Annotated in this window: 12 protein-coding genes; all 12 read left to right on the top strand. The window is 72.6% G+C overall.

The genetic code is table 11. The features are described from left to right. Window positions 1–250 precede the first annotated feature (250 nt). The gene (locus tag Sm713_RS03390; RefSeq protein WP_212908198.1) at window positions 251–2,098 is read left to right on the top strand and encodes a phage tail sheath C-terminal domain-containing protein; all 1,848 of its coding nucleotides are present in this window, start codon (window positions 251–253) and stop codon (window positions 2,096–2,098) included. Between the two features lie 42 nt (window positions 2,099–2,140). Continuing rightward, window positions 2,141–2,665, top strand: coding sequence for a phage tail protein (locus tag Sm713_RS03385; protein ID WP_212908197.1), 525 nt, complete (start codon window positions 2,141–2,143; stop codon window positions 2,663–2,665). A 110-nt stretch (window positions 2,666–2,775) separates the two neighbouring features. Next, the gene (locus Sm713_RS03380) at window positions 2,776–3,642 is read left to right on the top strand and encodes a hypothetical protein (protein WP_212908196.1); all 867 of its coding nucleotides are present in this window, start codon (window positions 2,776–2,778) and stop codon (window positions 3,640–3,642) included. Then, on the top strand, window positions 3,635–4,525 hold the full coding sequence (locus tag Sm713_RS03375) for a hypothetical protein (protein WP_249416054.1): 891 nt from the start codon (window positions 3,635–3,637) through the stop codon (window positions 4,523–4,525). Before Sm713_RS03380 ends, Sm713_RS03375 begins: the two co-directional genes overlap by 8 nt. A gap of 151 nt (window positions 4,526–4,676) precedes the next feature. After that, window positions 4,677–5,747 (top strand): DUF4255 domain-containing protein, encoded by a 1,071-nt coding sequence (locus tag Sm713_RS03370; protein WP_212908195.1) that lies wholly within the window; start codon window positions 4,677–4,679, stop codon window positions 5,745–5,747. Window positions 5,748–5,780: 33 nt separating this feature from the next. Continuing rightward, window positions 5,781–7,949 carry an ATP-binding protein gene (locus Sm713_RS03365; protein ID WP_212908194.1) on the top strand — a complete coding sequence of 723 codons (2,169 nt, stop codon included), beginning with the start codon at window positions 5,781–5,783 and terminating at the stop codon, window positions 7,947–7,949. After that, complete coding sequence (locus Sm713_RS03360; RefSeq protein WP_249416053.1) at window positions 7,940–8,374, top strand: hypothetical protein; 435 nt, start codon at window positions 7,940–7,942, stop codon at window positions 8,372–8,374. Before Sm713_RS03365 ends, Sm713_RS03360 begins: the two co-directional genes overlap by 10 nt. Then, window positions 8,371–15,354, top strand: a complete 6,984-nt coding sequence (locus Sm713_RS03355) for a DUF4157 domain-containing protein (protein ID WP_212908193.1) — start codon at window positions 8,371–8,373, stop codon at window positions 15,352–15,354. Before Sm713_RS03360 ends, Sm713_RS03355 begins: the two co-directional genes overlap by 4 nt. A 14-nt stretch (window positions 15,355–15,368) precedes the next feature. Further along, window positions 15,369–15,914 (top strand): SUKH-4 family immunity protein, encoded by a 546-nt coding sequence (locus Sm713_RS03350; RefSeq protein ID WP_212908192.1) that lies wholly within the window; start codon window positions 15,369–15,371, stop codon window positions 15,912–15,914. Further along, window positions 15,911–16,621: a hypothetical protein gene (locus tag Sm713_RS03345; protein ID WP_212908191.1), complete on the top strand. Its 711-nt coding sequence runs from the start codon at window positions 15,911–15,913 to the stop codon at window positions 16,619–16,621. Before Sm713_RS03350 ends, Sm713_RS03345 begins: the two co-directional genes overlap by 4 nt. A 101-nt stretch (window positions 16,622–16,722) precedes the next feature. After that, window positions 16,723–17,139: a hypothetical protein gene (locus tag Sm713_RS03340; RefSeq protein ID WP_212908190.1), complete on the top strand. Its 417-nt coding sequence runs from the start codon at window positions 16,723–16,725 to the stop codon at window positions 17,137–17,139. A gap of 101 nt (window positions 17,140–17,240) precedes the next feature. Continuing rightward, entirely contained in the window at window positions 17,241–18,380 is a 1,140-nt protein-coding gene (locus tag Sm713_RS03335) for a hypothetical protein (protein ID WP_212908189.1), read from the top strand. Window positions 18,381–18,391: the final 11 nt, after the last annotated feature.

Here is an 18,391-nt window from a genome sequence, read left to right as displayed (position 1 = left end):
TCCGCACTGAGTGACCGGAACGCCGCCTTGTCTCCCAACGAGCCGCCAAGAACACTGACTTGAGCAGCACGCATCAGGAGAAACAGGCACATTGCCCAGCCCCGGAGGGGACGTGGCCGGGCATGTACGGGGGAGAACTGGATGCGTCGAGTGTGACCGTGCGTCGACACGGTCCGCACGCCGTGCGCTGGACCCCCCTCCGCCACCTCTTGGTGTCCGTCACCCGGTACCGGAAGGGATAGGAGGGGGAATGCCGACGATCCCGTCGTACCCCGGCGTCTACGTCGAAGAGCTTCCCAGCAGCGTCCGCACCATCCAGACCGTCACCACCTCGGTCACCGCCTTCGTGGGCCACACCCGGCGCGGGCCGCTGAACGAACCGGTCCGCGTCACCAGCTTCGCCGACTTCGAGCGCCGCTTCGGCGGCCTGAGCAGCCGCAGCGCCGTCGGTTACGCGGTCCACCAGTTCTTCGGCAACGGCGGCACGGTCGCCGTGATCGTCCGTGTCGCCAGGGCCGGCAGCGGCAAGCCGGCCTCCGTCACGCTGGAGTCCACCGAGGGCCGGGGCGAGTCGGCGGCCCTCGCCGTGTACGCACGCGAACCCGGAGCCTGGGGCAACGGCCTGCGGGTGCTGGTCGACTACGACACGGCCCAGTGTGATGAAACCTTCAACCTCCGGGTGTACGACGCCAAGGGCGACGCCCGGGAGGTCTTCTCCAACCTCTCCGCCGACTCCGGCGACGACCGCTTCGCCGAGACCGTCGTGAACGCCGGCTCCCGGCTGATCCGCGTCGAGTCGAAGGGCGACGACCGGCCCGACCCGTCGGGCACCGTCTCGAAACCTTTCGGCCACCGCCTGCCGCACCTCGCGGTGGACCTCACCGTGAAGATCGGCGACGTCGAGCGCGAGTTCACGCTCTACGACCCGGACTGCGACGGCGAGGCCCCGCACGGGGTCGCCGAGCTGGCGCACCTGCTGGAGCGCAAGCTGCGCGCCCAGCCGGACGCGCCGGGACGGCACGCCTTCGCGGCGGCCGAGGTCACCGCGTTCGGCTCCCGCCTCCAGGTCGTCGCGGGCTCCACGGACCCCGGCGACACCGTGCGGTTCCTCGGCGAGTCGGCCAACGACCTCGGCCTTGAGGCGTCCGTCAACCCGCCGGTGTTCCCGCTGGAGGGCGGCGAGGACGGCGAGGCGCCGGGGCCGCGCGACCTGATCGGCAGCGAGGCCCGCAAGACCGGCATCCAGGCCCTGCGCGACGTCGACGACGTCAACCTGCTGGTCCTGCCCGAGCTGGCCGGATACGAGTCCGTGGACGACACCGTCACCGTCGTCTCCGCCGCCCAGCGGCTCTGCGCGGAGCGCCGGATCTTCCTGCTGGTGGACGCGCCGGCCACCTGGGTCAGCGTGGACTCCGCCCGGGCCGGCGTCGCCGCGTTCGACGCCGTCAGGGACGACCACGCGGGCCTGTACTTCCCGCACATCCAGCTCACCGACCCGCTCACCGGGCGGCTGCGGTCCTTCCCGCCGTCCGGCGCGGTGGCCGGCGTGATCGCGCGCACGGACAGCGAGCGCGGCGTGTGGAAGGCACCGGCCGGCACGGAGGCGCGCCTCGCGGGCGTGCACTCGCTCACGGTCCGCCTCACCGACCGGGAGAACGGCCTGCTGAACCCGCTCGGCATCAACTGCCTGCGCACCTTCCCGGTCGTCGGCCCGCTGGTCTGGGGCGCGCGCACCCTCGCGGGCACGGACGCGCTGGACAGCGAGTGGGCGTACGTGCCGGTGCGGCGCCTCGCCCTGTACGTCGAGGAGTCGCTGCGGCGCGGCCTGCAGTGGGTGGTCTTCGAGCCGAACGACGAGCAGCTCTGGCAGCAGATCCGCCTGAACGCCTCCGCGTACCTCAACAACCTGTTCCGACAGGGCGCGTTCAAGGGCACCACCCCGCGCGAGGCGTACTTCGTGAAGTGCGACAAGGACACGACGACCGACGAGGACCTCGCGAACGGCGTGGTGAACGTCCTGGTCGGCATCGCACCCGTGAAACCGGCCGAGTTCGTGGTCGTGAAGATCCAGCAGCTCGCCGGCCAGTTCCAGCTCTGAGGAACGTGAGGGACACGAACGTGAGGGACGCAGAGGAATCCGATGGCTGAATTCATCGTCAACGCCCATCGTTTCGACCCGTACAAGAACTTCAAGTTCCTGGTCCTCTGGGACGGGCGGACGGTCGCGGGCATCAGCAAGATCAGCCCGCTGAAGCGGACCACCGAGGTGGTCAAGCACAGGAACGGCGGCGACCCCAGCTCGCCGCGGAAGTCCCCGGGCCGCTCCGAGTTCGACGGCATCACGCTGGAGCGCGGGGTCACGCACGACCCGGAGTTCGACCGCTGGGCCAACAAGGTCTGGCAGGTCGGGGCCGGCCTCGGCTCCGAGGTGTCGCTCGCCGACTTCCGCAAGGACATCGTCATCCAGGTCCTGAACGAGGCCGGCCAGGTCGCCGTCTCGCACAAGCTCTACCGGAGCTGGCCGAGCGAGTACCAGGTGCTGGGCGAGATGGACGCCAACGCCAACGCGGTGGCCATCCAGAGCCTGAAGCTGGAGTGCGAGGGCTGGGAGCGGGACTACGAGGTGCCCGAGCCCGAGGAGCCCTCGTTCACCAACCCGGCCTGAGCGCGGGTCCGGGCCGGGGCCCGGGCCTGGGCCTGGGCGCGCGCCCGAGCACGAACCCGAGGACGAGCACGAGCACGAGCACGAGCACGATCCTGAGCGCGAGGACGTACATGACGGTGACGGAGCCCGCGGAGCTGCTGGCCACCTGGGAGGCGGGACTCGCCCGGCGCGGCCCGGCCCGGACGCGCCTGCTGCACCGCGCCGCCCGCCCCGCCGCGGGCGACGAGGCGCTGGCGGCGCTGCCGGTCGGCGCGCGGGAGGCGGACCTCCTCGCGCTGCGCCGGGCGCTGTTCGGCGAGCGCATGCAGGTGCGCCTGGAGTGCGCGTCCTGTTCCGCCGCGATGGAGTTCGAGCTGGACGCCGCGGGGTTCGCCGGGCGGTTCGCGGAGTCCGCGGCGGCCGGCGACGAGCCGCTGCGGGTGGTGGCGGGCGGCTGGGAGGTCGCCTTCCGGCCACCCACCGTGGCGGACGTCGCCGCCGCGGCGGCCGCCGCGGGATCGGCGGCGCGTGCGGGATCGGGCTCGGGCTTGGGTTCGGGTTCGGGCGGTGCGGTCCAGGGGGACGGCGTGACGACGACGGGCGGGACGGGAGCCGATGTGTCGCCCACCGCCGTCGCGCGGCGGGTCCTGCTGGAGCGCTGCCTCGTCTCGGCGGTGCGGGACGGCGCCCCGGTCGACGCGCGCCGGGCCGCGGGGCTGCTGCCGTCCGCCGTGCAGCGTGCGCTCGCCGAGGCCGCCGAGCGTGCCGACCCGGGCGCCGACGTCACGTTCGGCATCGCCTGCCCGGAGTGCGGCGAGGTCACCCGCGCCGAGCTGGACATCGCCTCGTACCTCTGGTCCGAGCTGGACGCCTGGGCCCGCGACCTGCTGCTCGACGTCCATCTGCTCGCTTCCGCCTACGGGTGGAGCGAGCCCCAGATCCTGGCGCTCAGCCCGCTGCGGCGCCGCTACTACCTGGAGCTGTGTGCCGATGCCTGAGCAGACCACGGGGGCCGGCGGGCCCGGGGCCGGCGGCTCCGGTGCGGGCGGCGGGTCCGGAGCACCCGGCGGCGGTTCCGGTGCCGCCGGTGGCTCCGGGTCGGTCGGTGGCTCGGGTGGCTCCGGTGGGGCCGCGGCGGGCGGTGCGCCGGACTTCTTCGACCGGCTGCTGGCCCGCCATGTGCCGGCCGCGCGGCCGGCCGGGAACGTCGTGCGGGTACGGCCGCGCCTGCCGGGCCCGTTCGAGCGGGTCGAGGCGGTGCGCGGCGACGCGGACGACCTCTGGGCCGAGGAGGAGACGGCCGCGCTGTGGCCCGCCGCGAGCGACCCGGTGCCGCGGCCCGGCGAGGCGGGCCGGAGCCTTCGCGAGATCCGCACCGAGCACGAGCGGACGGTGCCGCACACCGAGCGCGCCACCGGCCACGACACCGCCGAGGCCCCCGCCTCCCGTCCGGCGCCCGACGAGCCCGGCCTGCTGCGGCCCGCGGCCTCGCCCGTGCCGCGCTCGCCGCGGCCCGCCGAGCCCGGACGCCGCGGCACCGGCCGCGACACCGCGGAACCGGCCGCACCGGCACCCGCCGCCGCGGCCCTGCTGCCCGGCGCGTCCGTCGCTCCCCCGGCCGCCCCCACCGGCGCGGGGCCCTCCGCCGCGGCCGACGCCGCGACGGCAGCGCGCGGGGCGGCGCGCGCGGCAGCCGGGCGGCGCGGAGCGCGCGGCGGTGAGCGGACCGTTCATGTGCAGATCGGACGGCTCGAAGTGAGCGCGGGCGGCGCGGGGTCCGGTGCGCGGCGCCCGGCGCCGGCGCAGGAGCGGCAGGGACCCGCCGTCAGCCTGGCGGAGTATCTCGCCGGACGCGGGCAGGACGGGGAGGCACGCCGGTGAGCCGGGTGGTGCGGGCGGCAGCCGGGCGGCCGGGGACGGGCGGTGCGCAGGGGCGGGCGGCGCCGGTGCGGTGGCCGCGGGCGGCCTCGGGCGGCGTCAACCGGCGGACGAGAAGGAGCAGGGAAGTGACGGGGACCGAGGAAACGAGACCATGAGCAACGCACTCGCCATCGCACATGTGACCCAGGCCTTGGCCCTGCTGCTGGAGAACAACCTGCGGCCGGAGATCGACATCGCCGTGTCGGTGGAGACCCGCAAGCCGCCGGCCGAGCCGCCCCCGGAGCCGACCATCAACGTCTTCCTCTACCAGGTCACCCCGAACCCCAACATGCGCAACGCCGACCTGGTCACCCGCGCCTCCGACGGCACCCTCCTCAAGCGCGCCGCCGCGGCGCTCGACCTGCACTACGTGATCAGCGCGTACGGCGAGGAGAACGAGCTGGTCGGGCAGCGGCTGATCGGTTCCGTGGTGCGCACCCTGCACGAGATCCCCACGCTCCCCCACGACATCGTCGAGGCGGCCGCCGAACTGCCGTTCCTGCACGGCAGCGACCTGGCCTCGTCGCCTCAACGGGTGCGGTTCACACCGCAGGTCATGGACGTCGACGAGACCTCCAAGCTCTGGGGAATGCTCTACCAGACGCCGTACACGCTCTCGGTCGTCTACACGGCGACGCTCGTGCTGATCGACGGCCGCGAGAAGCCGGTGCCCGGGAAGCCGGTGGAGCGCAGCAGCATCCGGGTGCTGCCGTTCGGGGCGCCCGGAGCGCCGGTGCCGCCGCGGATCGGCGACGTGCCGCCCGGCAGGAGGCCGGCGGGCGTGCCGGGTGGGTCCGCCGCGGGGTCCGGTGACGAGGCGGGTGGCTCCGCCGGGTCCGGGGGCACGGCTGGCGGCGCGCGCCAGGACGCCCCGTCAGGTCCCGGCGGCACGACGGCCGCGGGCGGCGGGGACGGCTCGGGCGAGGATGCCGAGCGGCCGGAGGCCGCGGCGGCCACGAAGCGGACGGCCACGAAGAAGACCGCGTCGCGTGCCGGGAGGTCCGCGAAGAAGGCGGCGAGCGGCGCAGAGCAGGGGCGGGGCGCCGCCACGGGGCAAACGGGCTCGGGTTCGGGCACTGGTTCGGGCACGGCCGCGGCGAAGAAGGCCGTGGCGAAGAGATCCGCGGCGGCGCGGAGCAGGCGTGCCCAGGGGCCGAAGAGCACCGACGGCGGAGAGAACTGACGGGCCGTGCGGCGGCCGGGGGGTGGTGAGGGCATGGACGACGGCACGAACGGCACGAACGGCGCGGCCCCCGGCCAGGGCGCGCCCGGCGCTGGTCGCGGTGCCGGTGCCGGTGCGGGTGCCGGTGCCCTGACGCTCACCGCGGAACTCCACCGCGTGCTCACCCGCATCGACGCCCACGCGCGGCGGGCGAACCGTGGGACGGAGGCGGGGCCCGGGGTCGCCGCGGAGCCCGGGGCGGCCGCAGAGAGGGCGCCCGGGAGCGCGGGAGCAGATGCCGGCACAGGGTCAGGCACCGGAGCCCCCGGCGGAACCGGACCCCTGGAACCCGTCGCCGCCCCGAGGCCCGGGACCCCCGACACGTCCGGTGCGGCCGGCGTGGCCGCCGCGGCCCTCGACGCGCTGGTGGGCTGCTTCGGCCTGAGCCCGTTCGAGCGTGACCTCGTCCTGCTGACCGCCGCCGCCGAGCTGGACCCGACGACGGGCGCGCGGTGTGCGGCGGCGAGCGGCGCGCCGGAACGCGCGTACCCGACGTTCTCGTTGGCGCTCGCCGCCCTCGACGAGCCGCACTGGAGCGCGCTCACGCCGGTGGCGCCGCTGCGCCGCTGGCGGCTGGTGGAGCCGGACGAGAACGACCCCGCCGGGCGGCTCACCACCTCCCGGCTCCGCCTCGACGAGCGGATCCTGCACTTCCTGCTGGGCTCCCCCTACCTGGACACCCGGCTGCACGGCCTGCTGCGCCGCTGCCCGCCGCCCGAGACGCTGCCGCCCTCCCACGACCTCGCCGCCGACCGCGTCGCCTCCGGCTGGGCGGCCGGCTCCCGGCCCGACGCGCCGCTCCTCGTCGAGCTGGTCGGCGGCGACCTGCGCACCCGTGCGGACATCGCGGCCGCCGCCGCGGCACGTTCGGGGCTCGGCCTGTACGCGATGGCCGCGGACGACGTGCCCACCGACCCCGCGGCCCGCGACCGGCTCGCCCGGCTGTGGCAGCGGGAGGCGGTGCTGCTGCCGGCTGCGCTGCTCCTGGAGGCCGGTGAACTGGAGCGGGACCAGCGGGCGGCCACGGAGGCGTTCGTCGCGGGCGCCGCGGTGCCGCTGGTGGTCTCCGCCGACGAGCCGCGCCCCACCGACCGGCCGCGCGGCGAGCGGGTCATCGCGCCCCGCCTCGACGACGAGGAGCAGCTCGACCTGTGGGCGGGCGCGTTCGAGGACGTGCCGGAGCTGGGTGAGCACGATCTGCGCGCGCTGGTCGCGCAGTTCCAGCTCCCGCCGCACGTGGTGCGGTCCGCTGCCGCCGCCGTCCGCCGCGACCTGGGGGAGGCCCGGCCGGAGGACGAGCAGGACGCGGTGCGTCTCGCCTGGTCGGCCGGGCTCACCGAGGCGCGGCTCGGCATGGACGAGCTGGGCCGGCGGATCGAGCCCTCGGCGGGCTGGAACGACCTGGTGCTGGCCGAGCGCCACGTCCGGGTGCTGCGGGAGATCGTGGCCCACGTCCGGCAGCGGGCGACGGTGCACCAGGAGTGGGGCTTCGCGCAGACGCTCCGCCGCGGCCTCGGCGTCACGGCGCTGTTCGCGGGCGGCTCCGGCACCGGCAAGACGCTCGCCGCCGAGGTGATGGCCCGGGAGCTGGGCCTCGACCTGTTCGTCATCGACCTCTCCCAGGTGGTGTCGAAGTACATCGGCGAGACCGAGAAGAACCTCCGCAGGGTCTTCGACGCGGCCGAACGCGGCGGCGCCCTGCTGCTCTTCGACGAGGCCGACGCGCTGTTCGGCAAGCGCAGCGAGGTCAAGGACAGCCACGACCGGTACGCCAACCTGGAGGTCAGCTACCTGCTGATGCGCATGGAGGCGTACCGGGGCCTGGCCGTGCTCACCACGAACATGAAGAAGGCCCTGGACCCGGCGTTCATGCGCCGGATCCGCTTCGTCGTCGACTTCCCGTTCCCGGCGCAGAGCGAGCGCGCCGAGATCTGGCGCCGGGTGGTGCCGCCGCAGGCTCCCGTGAAGGACCTCGACCACGGGCTGCTCGCGCAGCTCACGGTGGCGGGCGGCTCGATCCGGAACATAGCGCTGTCCGGCGCGTTCCTCGCCGCGGAGGAGGGTGAGCAGCTCGGCATGCGGCACATGCTGGCCGCGGCCCGCACGGAGTACCTGAAGCTGGAGCGGTCCCTGACGCCTTCGGAGGTGCGGGGATGGGTGTGAACGAGTGGCCGGGCGGGGCGTTCCCGGGGGCCCGGGGGCCGGAAGCGGGCGGTACGGGTCGGGGCCGGGCGCCCGCACCCGGCGGGCAGGCCGGTGGTCCCGGGCGGTCCGGGGCGCGGCGTCCGGCGGTGTCCCGGCCGCCCCGGGACGACCCCGAGACGTTCCGCGTCGACATCGGCGAGCTCGTGCTGACCGGCTTCGCCCGCACCATCGACCCCGACCGCGTCACGGCCGCGTTCGAGGCGGAGCTGGGGCGCCTGGTGCGGGAGCGGGGCGTGCCGCTCGCCGCGGACGGCGGCGCCCGGGCGCTGGACGTGCTCGGCGGGCTGCCGCCGCTGCCCGCGAACCTGACGTCACGACGGCTCGGCCAGGAGCTGGCCCGCGCGGTGCACGACGGCCTCGCGGGCCGGGGGGAGGCACGATGAGCACCTCGGAGCGGCCTGCGCAGGAGGCCAAGGCGGCGCGTGACCGCCGCAGGAAGCGCAAGGAGCGTGCCGCCTCGCACGCGCTGGAGCCGAAGAACGTCGTCAGCGGCGCGGGCCAGCCTCTCGACCTGTCCGTCCGCCGCGAGCTGGAGGAGCAGCTCGGCCACGACCTGAGCCGGATCCGCCTGCACACCGACCGCTCCGCGGGCGCGCTCACCGACATGCTCGGCGCGGACGCGGTCGCCGTCGGCCAGGACATCTTCTTCCGCGAGGGCGCCTTCAGCCCCGGCACCACCGACGGCCGCCGCCTGCTCGCCCACGAGCTCCTGCACACCGTGCAGAACCCCGACGGCCTCGGCGCCCTGCGCGCGGGCCGCGACCTGGGCGCCGTCTCCCTGCCGCAGCAGGCGATCGAACGGGAGGCGGAGTCGGCGGCACAGGAGCTGGCGGACCCGTCCCGCGCGGCCTCGCCGGCGCCCCCCGCCCAGGACGTCGAGCCGGGGCAGGCGACCCCGGGGTGGCTCAGGTACGCGACGGTGGACGCGGACCGCAGCCGGCTGGACATGGTCGACCCGGCGACGCTGGTCGACCGGATGGCGAACCAGGTGCTGCGCTCGCTGCGCAGCGACCCGGCCGACTACTCCCGCCGCACCCGCCTCACGCTGTCGCGGCTGCCGGAGGAGGTGCAGGACCTGGTCCTGGCCCGGCTGGAGCGGCGGCTGCTCACGTCGGAGCGCGAGCGGCTGGAGGACCTGCTCGACCAGAACGCGGACGACACCCGGGGCACCCCGGACGACCAGCCGGAACTGAACTCCCACGAGGCGCCCGCGCTCGACCGCGACCTGCTGGAGGAGCTCCGGACCGAGCGGGAGACGGAACGGGACGACGCGGAGACCGAGCGGATCCGGAGCGACCGGGTCGAGCCCGCCGCACCGGGTGGGCCCGCTTCCGGCGAGCAGGACGGCCGGGGCACGGACACCTCGGGAACGGGCACGCGGCAGGACTCGCCGTCCGGTTCGGCGTCGGGCAGTGGCGGGGCCGGCACGTCGTCGGAGACCCAGGACACGTCGCCGGGCGAGCCGGCCGGCTCGGGGGGTTCCTCGGATGCCGGGCCGCAGTCGGACGCGGACCGCTCCGGCGGCGGTTCGGACACGGCACCGCAGGGGTCGTCGGCGCAGCAGGACGCGGGCGGCGGCGCGCAGGGTGGGGCCGCCGGGCAGGCGGCCGGGGAGCAGAAGGAGGAGGCCGGCGGGGCCCAGGGCGAGGCCGCCGGCGAGAAGAAGGACGGCGGGCAGCAGGCCGAGGATGCCGGCGGCGGCCAGGAGCAGGGCGTGCCGGCCCCCACCGAGGAGGGGTCGGCGGCGAAGAACCGCCCCGGCGCGGTGGATCCGCTGGTCGCGGGCCAGCAGGTCAAGGAGCAGGACAAACGGGGTGTGCCCGAGGTCCCCGCCACGGCACCGGGCCCGGCCGGCCCCAGCCTGCACGACCTCGGCGCGGTGAGCACGCTGGACGGCGCGCGCTCCCAGGATCTGCTCGGCGGCGAGGGGCGGACCGGGGACGACGACCCGTTCGGGCAGGACGCGGACGCGGACTCGGCGAATCGGCTCGACCCGAACGCGTCCGAGGCGAAGAGCGCCTGGGACGTCAAGCTGGGCCCGGACGACTTCCTCCCGCAGGCGGACCTCGACGTGTCGGCGGTGCCGACGGCGGACCAGATCGAGGTCGGCTCCGAGCAGTCCCCCGTCGTGCCGAGCTTCCCGCAGGCGCCGCCGACCCGGGCGGAGCAGGTGCAGGCGCAGCGGGACCGCGAGGACGCGGAGGACGCGGCCGGCGACGGCCCGCCGGAGACCGAGGGCACGCCGTCGCTGGTCGGCAGCGGCGCCATCGTCGACCCGGACGTGGCACCGCAGCGGCCCGGCGCGTCGGCGGGTCCGGTGGCGGGCGCGGCCACCGCCGCCCGCCCGGGCCCTCTCACGCTGAAGACCGCCCCGGACGCGGCGACCGGCGCCCCCGGGCAGAGTGCCGAGCAGCAGCCGGGCGGGGCCGAGCAGGACGGTGCGGACACCGGCGACGCCAGGAAGGACACGGCGGAGCAGGAGAAGAAGGACGCGGATCCGGCCGGGGACAGGGCCGGCAAGGGCGAGCAGAACGAGCAGCAGAAGCAGCAGCAGGGCCAGGACGGGGCCGGCGGCCAGGCGGGCACGGGCGGCGACCAGGCCGGCGACCCGAGCCAGGACGCGGTGCAGGGCACCCAGCAGGAGGCGGGCGGTGGAGCGTCCTCGCCTGCCGAGGGTTCGGGGGGCGCCCAGGACGCGTCCACCGGGACGCAGGGGGCCGGCGGCTCCGGCTCGGGAACGGCCGGGCAGGGCGGGCCGACGGACGACACCCAGTCCCCGTCGTCCGCACGGGACTCGCACGTGTCGGGCGCCGGAAGCGGCGCGTCCGCCTCCGGTGACACGGAGACGGACGGGGCGGGGGGTCCGTCGGGCGCGGGTACGGCCACGCCGTCGTCCGCCGCGTCCACCACCGCCTCGTCCGCGGACACGTCGAAGGCGTCGGCGGCATCCTCCGGAAGTTCCGGCTCGTCAGGATCCTCCGGCTCGTCCGGATCCTCGGGTGGGGGCGCCGCTCCGCCGGCACCCGCGCGCGCCGCCGCTCCCCCGGCCGCGTCCGGGTCGACCCGGTCGTCGTCGGCTCCGCCGGCACCCGCGCCCCTCGCCCCGCGCGGCGGCGGAGGCGGAGGTGCCGCCCCCGCGAAGGGCAAGGCGGCGAAGAAGGAGGCGCCGCCGCCGGACCTCTCGCAGGTCTCGCCGGAGGCCGGTCTCTCGACGGCCGCGGGCCTCAAGCCGCACGTGGCGCTCCAGGCGCTGGGCGGCGTCTCCGGCTCCGTCGACCGCACGGTGGGAGACGAGCACCAGTCGCTGGCGGGCGCGCCGCCGTCGGTGGAACGGCCCGCGGGCGCGCCCCAGACGCTTCAGGGCGCGCCGAACACGCAGGCCCCGGGCCAGTACAGCCAGGACCCGGCGCAGAAGGCCGACGCACCGGAGGGCAAGGACGCCGAGGTCAGCGGCGCGAAGCAGCCCGAGGGCGACATCCCCGCGGAGAACGCGGAGGAGCCCGACTTCGGCGACATGCTGGCCATGGGGGCCGGTTACGTGATCGGCGCCGTCGGCAGCTTCTTCGGTGCCGACGTGGACCCGGCGGACCTGGCGGCGAAGTTCGCGGGGCTGCCCACGAAGGACGAGGCCCTGAAGCAGGCCCAGGTCGGCGACGCGCCGGGCGTGAGCATGCAGGGCGACGCGGACTCGGCGGCCGGCGAGCAGGGCACCAACCTGGACGCCAAGGGCCAGGAGGTGCACACCGCCGCACGCGACGACGCGGGCCGCAACATGGGCGAGGACCAGGTCTATCCGAACGCGCCCAAGGAGCAGTTGGAGGCGAAGGTCCCCGGCCAGCGGGGCAAGGGCGCGGCCCCGGCGGCCGCCGGCGCGCCCGCCACCGGCCAGGTTCCGCCGGAGGCGGTCTCCGAGGTCGCCGAGCACGAGCGCGGACCGCAGTTCCACCGCTCGTTCACCGACGGCCAGCAGCAGATGTCGAAGGGCCGGCAGCAGAAGGACAAGGACACCCGCAAGTCCCAGGACGACAACAAGCAGCAGGTCAAGGCGGAGGTCTCCGCCAACACAGAGAGCCAGTCCGCGGAACGCGACAAGGCGATGGCCGGCGTCACCGCGGAGCGCGAGCAGTGGCGTGCGGACCAGGACCAGCACCTGGCCGACCTCGGCGACAAGAAGACCGAGAAGCACGACAAGCTGAAGAAGGACGTCAAGGACAAGGAAGACAAGACAGACAAGGACGTCACGGACCGCAAGGACAAGGACGACAAGGACGTCCAGACCAAGGCCACCCAGGCCGAGCAGGACGCCGGCAAGAAGAAGGACGAGCCCAAGGAGCAGGCCGGCAACTGGATCACCAAGGCGCTGGACTGGATCAAGCAGAAGTTCATCGAGATCAAGAACGCGATCGTCGGCATCTTCCGCGCGGCGCGCGACGCGGTGGTCGGTCTCATCCGGGACTTCAAGGACACGGTGGTCCGCTGGATCAACGAGGCACGCCAGTGGATCATCGACACGGTCAAGGGCCTCATCGACGCCCTGATCGAGCTGGGCAAGGCGCTGGTCCGCGCCATCGTGGAACTGGCCAACCGGATCCGGAAGCTGATCACGGACCTGGTGAAGGCCGCCATCGCGCTGGTGCAGCGGCTGGCGAACGCGCTGAAGGAAGCCATCAACGCGCTCCTCAACGCCCTCGGGAGCATCCTCAGCGCCATCCTCGACGCGCTGAAAGCCGCGCTCGACGCGGCTGTGAAGGCCGTGATCAGCGCGGTGAAGGCCGTCATGGACTTCGCCATGGGGCTGCTGAACGGCCTCGGCGAGTTCATCGCCATCGTCGGCGACATCATCTCCGACCCGGGCGGCTGGGTCAGCAACCTCGGCAGTGCGGCGAAGGACGGGGCACAGCACTACCTGTTCCCGGAAGTCGTCACCGCGGTCAAGCAGTGGTTCAACGAGAAGATCCAGGAGATCATCGGCATCCCCAAGGCGATCTTCGAGCAGTTGGTCAACGGCGGGATCAGCAAGGAGCAGATGGCGAAGGAGGCGTGGGACGCCGTCCTTCCACAGCTCCCCCTGATCATCGGCGAGATCGTCATCACGAAGATCGTGGCCAAGCTGATCCCCGGCGCGGGCTGGGTGCTGGCCATCATCGACTTCCTCCAGACCGCCTGGGGCGCGCTGAGCGCGATCATCAGCGCGTTCGGCGCGTTCATGGACTTCCTGAAGGCCGTCAAGGGCGGCAACGCGGCGGTGCTGTTCGCGAAGGCGGTCGCGTCGGGCGTCGTGGCCCTGCTGGAGACGTTGTACCAGTGGCTGCTGAGCGGCATCAGCAAGTACGTGGGGAAGGTGGGGGAACGGCTCAAGGGGGTCGCGAAGGGCCTCGGGAAGAAGCGGGGTGGCGGTGGCGGCGGCCGCGGTGGCGCCGACACCCCGGGCGACCGGAACCGACCCCGGGAGAACGAGGACGCTCCGGCACGCCCGGCGACGCGGCCGACGTCGGCCTCCGCTCCGAAGAAGCCGGCACCGAAGAAGGGGCCGGGGTCGGCGGACGCCGGCCGGCCCCGCCCGACCGACGGCACGCGCCCGGGTTCCCGCACCCCGGCAGACCGGGGCCGCCCGGCCGACCGGAACCGGCCCGGCGACCGCACCAGGCCGGCCGACCGCAACCGCCCCGCGGACCGCCCCCCGACCCGCGGCGACGGCACCCGCCCCGACGCAACCCCGGGCACCCGCCCCCGCCGCGACGACGCCCCCTCCACAAACCGCCCGGACGCGAACCGCCCCGGCACGACGCCGTCACGCCCGCGCCGCACCCCGGGGGAAGAGGCACCGACTCGTCCGCGCCCGAACGACCCCGAGGGCACGCAACGCCGCCCGGACGAGACAGCCCCGCGCCGGCCGGACGACGGCACCCCGGACGGGCGCCGCCCGAGTGACCCGGACCGCCCCCGGGACCGGCGTCCGGAGGAGGACCCGAACCGTCCACGCCGGGACGACGACCCCAACAGGCCCCGGGACCGCAAGCCGGACGAGGATCCCAACCGCCCGCGCCGAGACGACGACAGCGACCCAAGGCGACCGCGCCGAGACGACGACCCGAACCGTCCCCGTCGCCCCGGGCGGGACGACGACCACCACGATGGGGACGGGCGGAACCCGAAGCAGCAGAAGAAGGACGACAGGAAGAATGAAGAGGACTCGAAAGAGTCCAAGGACGAGCGACTAGCAAAGATTATCGCCCGTATCAGGCCACTCCTGAACCGTCTCCTCTCCAGAGGAACCAGTCAGCTCTCCCTGCGCTCAGTACTGCTAGGCCTGAGGGTTTGGTATCGACTCACCGAACTCACAGCCACCGGCTCGGATCCATTCAAGGTAAATGCAACACTAAATCCCACCGGGGAAGCGGCAGAAGGAAGGCGAGCAAAAGCACAACTTTCAGCGCGACTGGAAGAGTTCCTTGACAAGGATCCCGGTCGACGCGCACGCCTGGAACAGGCACTCAACATCTCAACCATCGACGAGTGGCTGCTCTTCAAGGGGAGAGAAGACGCCGACCAGTTCATGGCAAAAATCCGCAGGATACTCAAGGACCTGGACAAGGCAGAGCGAATTAATTCAAGCGACAATATCCTTGGCACCATCAGAACAGCAGAAAGCGACACACGCCAAACACTACGCAAAATGAAGGCCGCCGACGGAATATGGCGTCCCGAAAACGACGAGGCCCGGGATGGAGAAGTCAGCCAGGAGGAGGACGCTTTTCATCGTGTACATATGAGCAATGAGTTCGGAGAGAGCAGGCCACTGGTTGTCGGTGATCCCAGCCTGCCTCGGGGTACAGCGAGAGTCAGTTGGGACCCCACAAAAATGAGCGACAAGATCGAGTTCGCCAGAAAGGCGCTAGCACTCAAGAGAGCTGGCGAGCGGGGAGAGATCTCAAAATTCAAGAGCAGCGCAGAAGAGATGTTTCTTGACGAGGTTGACCAGGAGGAGCTGGTCACACAGTTTGGAGACATCGCGAGGAGGATAAAGCCGCCCAAGACCGCTCCCACAGACACAAAGGACCCTACGCAAGCGACTCGAATCAAAGATCTCAGCATGAAGTTCAAGCAGCTTACAATCATTCGAGCCGACACGCTGGCAAGACCCAAAGGGTCGCCGTTCCAGAAGGACGTAAAGGAGCGGCTCAAAAACATGCAGGCCGACCATACTATTGAACTACAATCGGGAGGTCGTGATATTTACGATAATCTACGCCTCATCGACAAGGGTCTGAACCAAAAGATTGGCAATCAGATCTTCACTTCGCTCAACGCCCAAAACCTGGACTATGGGGCCCTATACACGTTCGACATTCGCATCACCTGACAGAAGGAGAGAAAATGGCTGCACACGCTGAGCTTGCAGAGATCTTCGGCGAAGAAAATATCGAGAAAATGGGATATCGGGAGGCACTGCGTACAGGGTTGTCAGAAGTCGATGCATTGATTCTGTCACATGTAGGGCTACCCAAGAGCGTTGGCGCAATTTTCACGACTCAACTCAAAGGAAGTCCCCCCCTCTTCGCCGTACGAAACTTCGACGATAACGGCGACAATAGGGCGTTGATCATTGGCGGTCCGGAAGATGACCACCGTATGCGGTACTTCCTGAATGTACGCGACGGTTTCGTCGGGCTCATCGCCTTTCACGATGAACCTCACGGAGAAGTGGTGAACACAACCCTCGGGGACTTTGTGGAGTTTATCTACCGAATCGCACAGCGCGACATCTCTGAGCAGCCAGGCTCCGGAGAAGAAGGCCTACAGGAAGCCGACATGCTGGCGGCCCTACTCATCGACCGGGACCCGCACGCCTTTCGGAATGAAGACACCTGGTGGTCGATGGCCATTAACCGGATCCGTGAGCACGAAGCAGGGCAAGCATGACCACCTACCCCAACATCCCCAAACCCATCCGCTCCGGAATAGTCCTCATCGACCCCGCCCGCGGCACCCCCCAGCGCATCATCGTGCTCCAGTTCAACCCGGACAGCCTCGAACGGTCCATCGCGCCCCAAACCGCCGGCACGAGTAGCGACTCCGGCGGTGGAGGATCCGGCTCCGGGGACCGGAACGAGGCCCTGCGCCTGAAAGGGCCGGCCGAGGAGACCTGGAAGTTCACCGCCGAGATCGACTCGACCGACCAGCTCGACGTGGCCGCTCCCGACGGGATCCACCCGCAGCTCGCCGTGCTGGAGATGCTCGTGCAGCCGACCACCGAGAAGCTGCGGCAGAACAGCCAGCTCGGGAAGAACGGGGCCATCGAGATCACCCCGATCGAGATGCCGCTCACGCTCTTCACGTGGGGGAGCAAGCGGGTGATGCCCGTGCGGATCACCGAACTGTCCATCACCGAGTCCGCGTTCGACGTGAACCTCAACCCGATGCGCGCCTCGCTCAACATCGGGCTGAAGGTGCTGACCGTCAGCGACCTGCCCGTCGGGCACCCCGGTGCCGAGCTGTACCTCGCGCACCTCGCGCAGAAGGAGCGGCTCGCCGGGATGGCCCGGGCCGGGAGCCTCGGGGCGCTCGGGCTGACGCCCGGCGACATCGGCGGGGGCGGCGGCGCCCTGGCCGCGGGAGGAGCGGCATGACCGCATACATGGACACCCACGCCCACGCCGCCGCAACCGCCGCCGTGAACGGAACCGCCGCACCGGGAACCACCGGACCAGGGAGGGGCTGACCCGCACAGATGGCCACCATCGAGCCGTACGAGTCCGCGCTGGACGCGATACCGGGTGCCCACCCGTACCCCCGCTCCAGCCGCTACCACGACGCCGAGATCGGCGTGCACACGCTGCCCGACGGGACCGAGGTGCGGTACACCAAGCGGCGCCTGCTGCCGCCCCTTCCGGAGGGGCACGGCGGGGGCGGGGACGAGACGAGCGACACGCTCCCCCACACCGTCAGCGACGGCGAGCGGCCCGACCTGCTCGCGCAGCGCTACCTGGGCGCCCCGGACCAGTGGTGGCAGATCGCCGACGCCAACCCCGTCCTCGACCCGCACGAGCTGACCGAGGAGCCGGGGCGGACGATCGAGGTGCCGCTGCCCGGCGGCTTCCCGCGTGCCGCCACCCTGGGCACCGGACCGGGGGCCCGCCGTGGCTGACCGAGGAGCGAGGACCGCCGTCGCCGGCACAGCAGCGGGAGCCGCCGTGGCCCGCGGAGCCACACGATCCGCCGTGGCCCACCGGACCCCGGAGGCAGGCCGTGGCTGAGGAACCGGTGGGCCGTGGTCCCATCCACATCCAGATGCACATGGGGCCCCAGCTCGTCACACCCGTTCCGCAGGAAGTGACCGAAGCGCTGCTCACCGCGCAGATCACCAGCACCGCCGGGGAGCGCAGCGGGTTCCAGATCGCGTTCGACCTCACCAAGAGGGGCGCGATCATCGACCGGCTGCTGCCGGAGGGGTTCTTCGACCCGAAGACCCGGGTGGTCATCAGCGTGTCCGTGCAGGGCACTGCCAGCGTGCTGCTGGACGGGCTGATCGTGCGGCACGAGGTGGGCGCCAGCAACCAGCCGGGGCAGACCACCCTCACCATCACCGGCGAGGACCTCACCCTCCTGATGGACCTGGAGGAGCGCACCGACCGCTACCCGAACCTGCGGCCGTGGCAGCGCGCCCAGCGGGTCCTCGACAAGTACGCCGACTTCGGCATCAACGCCGATATCAAGCACGAGCAGATCGAGCAGCCGCCGCAGGAACAGCTGCGGGTGCCGTTCCAGACGAGCACGGACCTCCAGTTCCTGAACGAGCTGGCGCGCGCGAACGGCTACACCTTCTACCTGGTCCCGGGTCCCACGCCCGGCCAGTCCACCGCCTACTGGGGCCCGGAGGTGCGCACCGGCACGCGGCAGCACGCGCTGACCGTCAACATGGACGTCAACTCCACCGTCGACCAGCTGACGTTCGCCTACGACGGCACGGCCCGCGAGGAGCCGCAGGCGCGCTGGCAGAACCCGGCCACGCGCGACTGGCAGGTGCTGCCGCAGCCCGACATCGGGCCGCTGCGCCCGCCGCTGGCCAAGAACGCCTCGCCCGCGCTGAAGCGCAGGACCCTCCCGGGCACCGCGAAGATGCAGCTCGGCGAGGCCAACGCCGAGCTGCTGGCGCGCGCCGCGACCTCCGCGGACGCCATCTCGGGATCCGGGCAGCTCGACGTCAACAAGCACGGCTACCTGCTGTCGCCTCGCGAGCTGGTGGGCGTGCGCGGCGCGGGCGTGACCTACGACGGCGACTACTACGTCAAGAGCGTGACGCACAACCTGCGTCCCGGCTCGTACCAGCAGAACTTCACCCTCTCCCGGGAGGGCCTCGTCGCGCTCAGCGACCGGGTCCGCCCCTAGCACCACGAGAA

Origin of the sequence: Streptomyces sp. TS71-3, from assembly GCF_018327685.1 — a bacterium.
Classification (GTDB): Bacteria; Actinomycetota; Actinomycetes; order Streptomycetales; family Streptomycetaceae; genus Streptomyces.
This window is presented reverse-complemented; position numbering and strand designations above follow the sequence as displayed.

What these genes read in the sequence shown, in the direction of transcription:
- Sm713_RS03390 (WP_212908198.1), top strand. Translation starts at nt 251, where the DNA reads ATGCCGACGATCCCGTCGTACCCCGGCGTCTACGTCGAAGAGCTTCCC.
- Sm713_RS03385 (WP_212908197.1), top strand. Translation starts at nt 2,141, where the DNA reads ATGGCTGAATTCATCGTCAACGCCCATCGTTTCGACCCGTACAAGAAC.
- Sm713_RS03380 (WP_212908196.1), top strand. Translation starts at nt 2,776, where the DNA reads ATGACGGTGACGGAGCCCGCGGAGCTGCTGGCCACCTGGGAGGCGGGA.
- Sm713_RS03375 (WP_249416054.1), top strand. Translation starts at nt 3,635, where the DNA reads ATGCCTGAGCAGACCACGGGGGCCGGCGGGCCCGGGGCCGGCGGCTCC.
- Sm713_RS03370 (WP_212908195.1), top strand. Translation starts at nt 4,677, where the DNA reads ATGAGCAACGCACTCGCCATCGCACATGTGACCCAGGCCTTGGCCCTG.
- Sm713_RS03365 (WP_212908194.1), top strand. Translation starts at nt 5,781, where the DNA reads ATGGACGACGGCACGAACGGCACGAACGGCGCGGCCCCCGGCCAGGGC.
- Sm713_RS03360 (WP_249416053.1), top strand. Translation starts at nt 7,940, where the DNA reads ATGGGTGTGAACGAGTGGCCGGGCGGGGCGTTCCCGGGGGCCCGGGGG.
- Sm713_RS03355 (WP_212908193.1), top strand. Translation starts at nt 8,371, where the DNA reads ATGAGCACCTCGGAGCGGCCTGCGCAGGAGGCCAAGGCGGCGCGTGAC.
- Sm713_RS03350 (WP_212908192.1), top strand. Translation starts at nt 15,369, where the DNA reads ATGGCTGCACACGCTGAGCTTGCAGAGATCTTCGGCGAAGAAAATATC.
- Sm713_RS03345 (WP_212908191.1), top strand. Translation starts at nt 15,911, where the DNA reads ATGACCACCTACCCCAACATCCCCAAACCCATCCGCTCCGGAATAGTC.
- Sm713_RS03340 (WP_212908190.1), top strand. Translation starts at nt 16,723, where the DNA reads ATGGCCACCATCGAGCCGTACGAGTCCGCGCTGGACGCGATACCGGGT.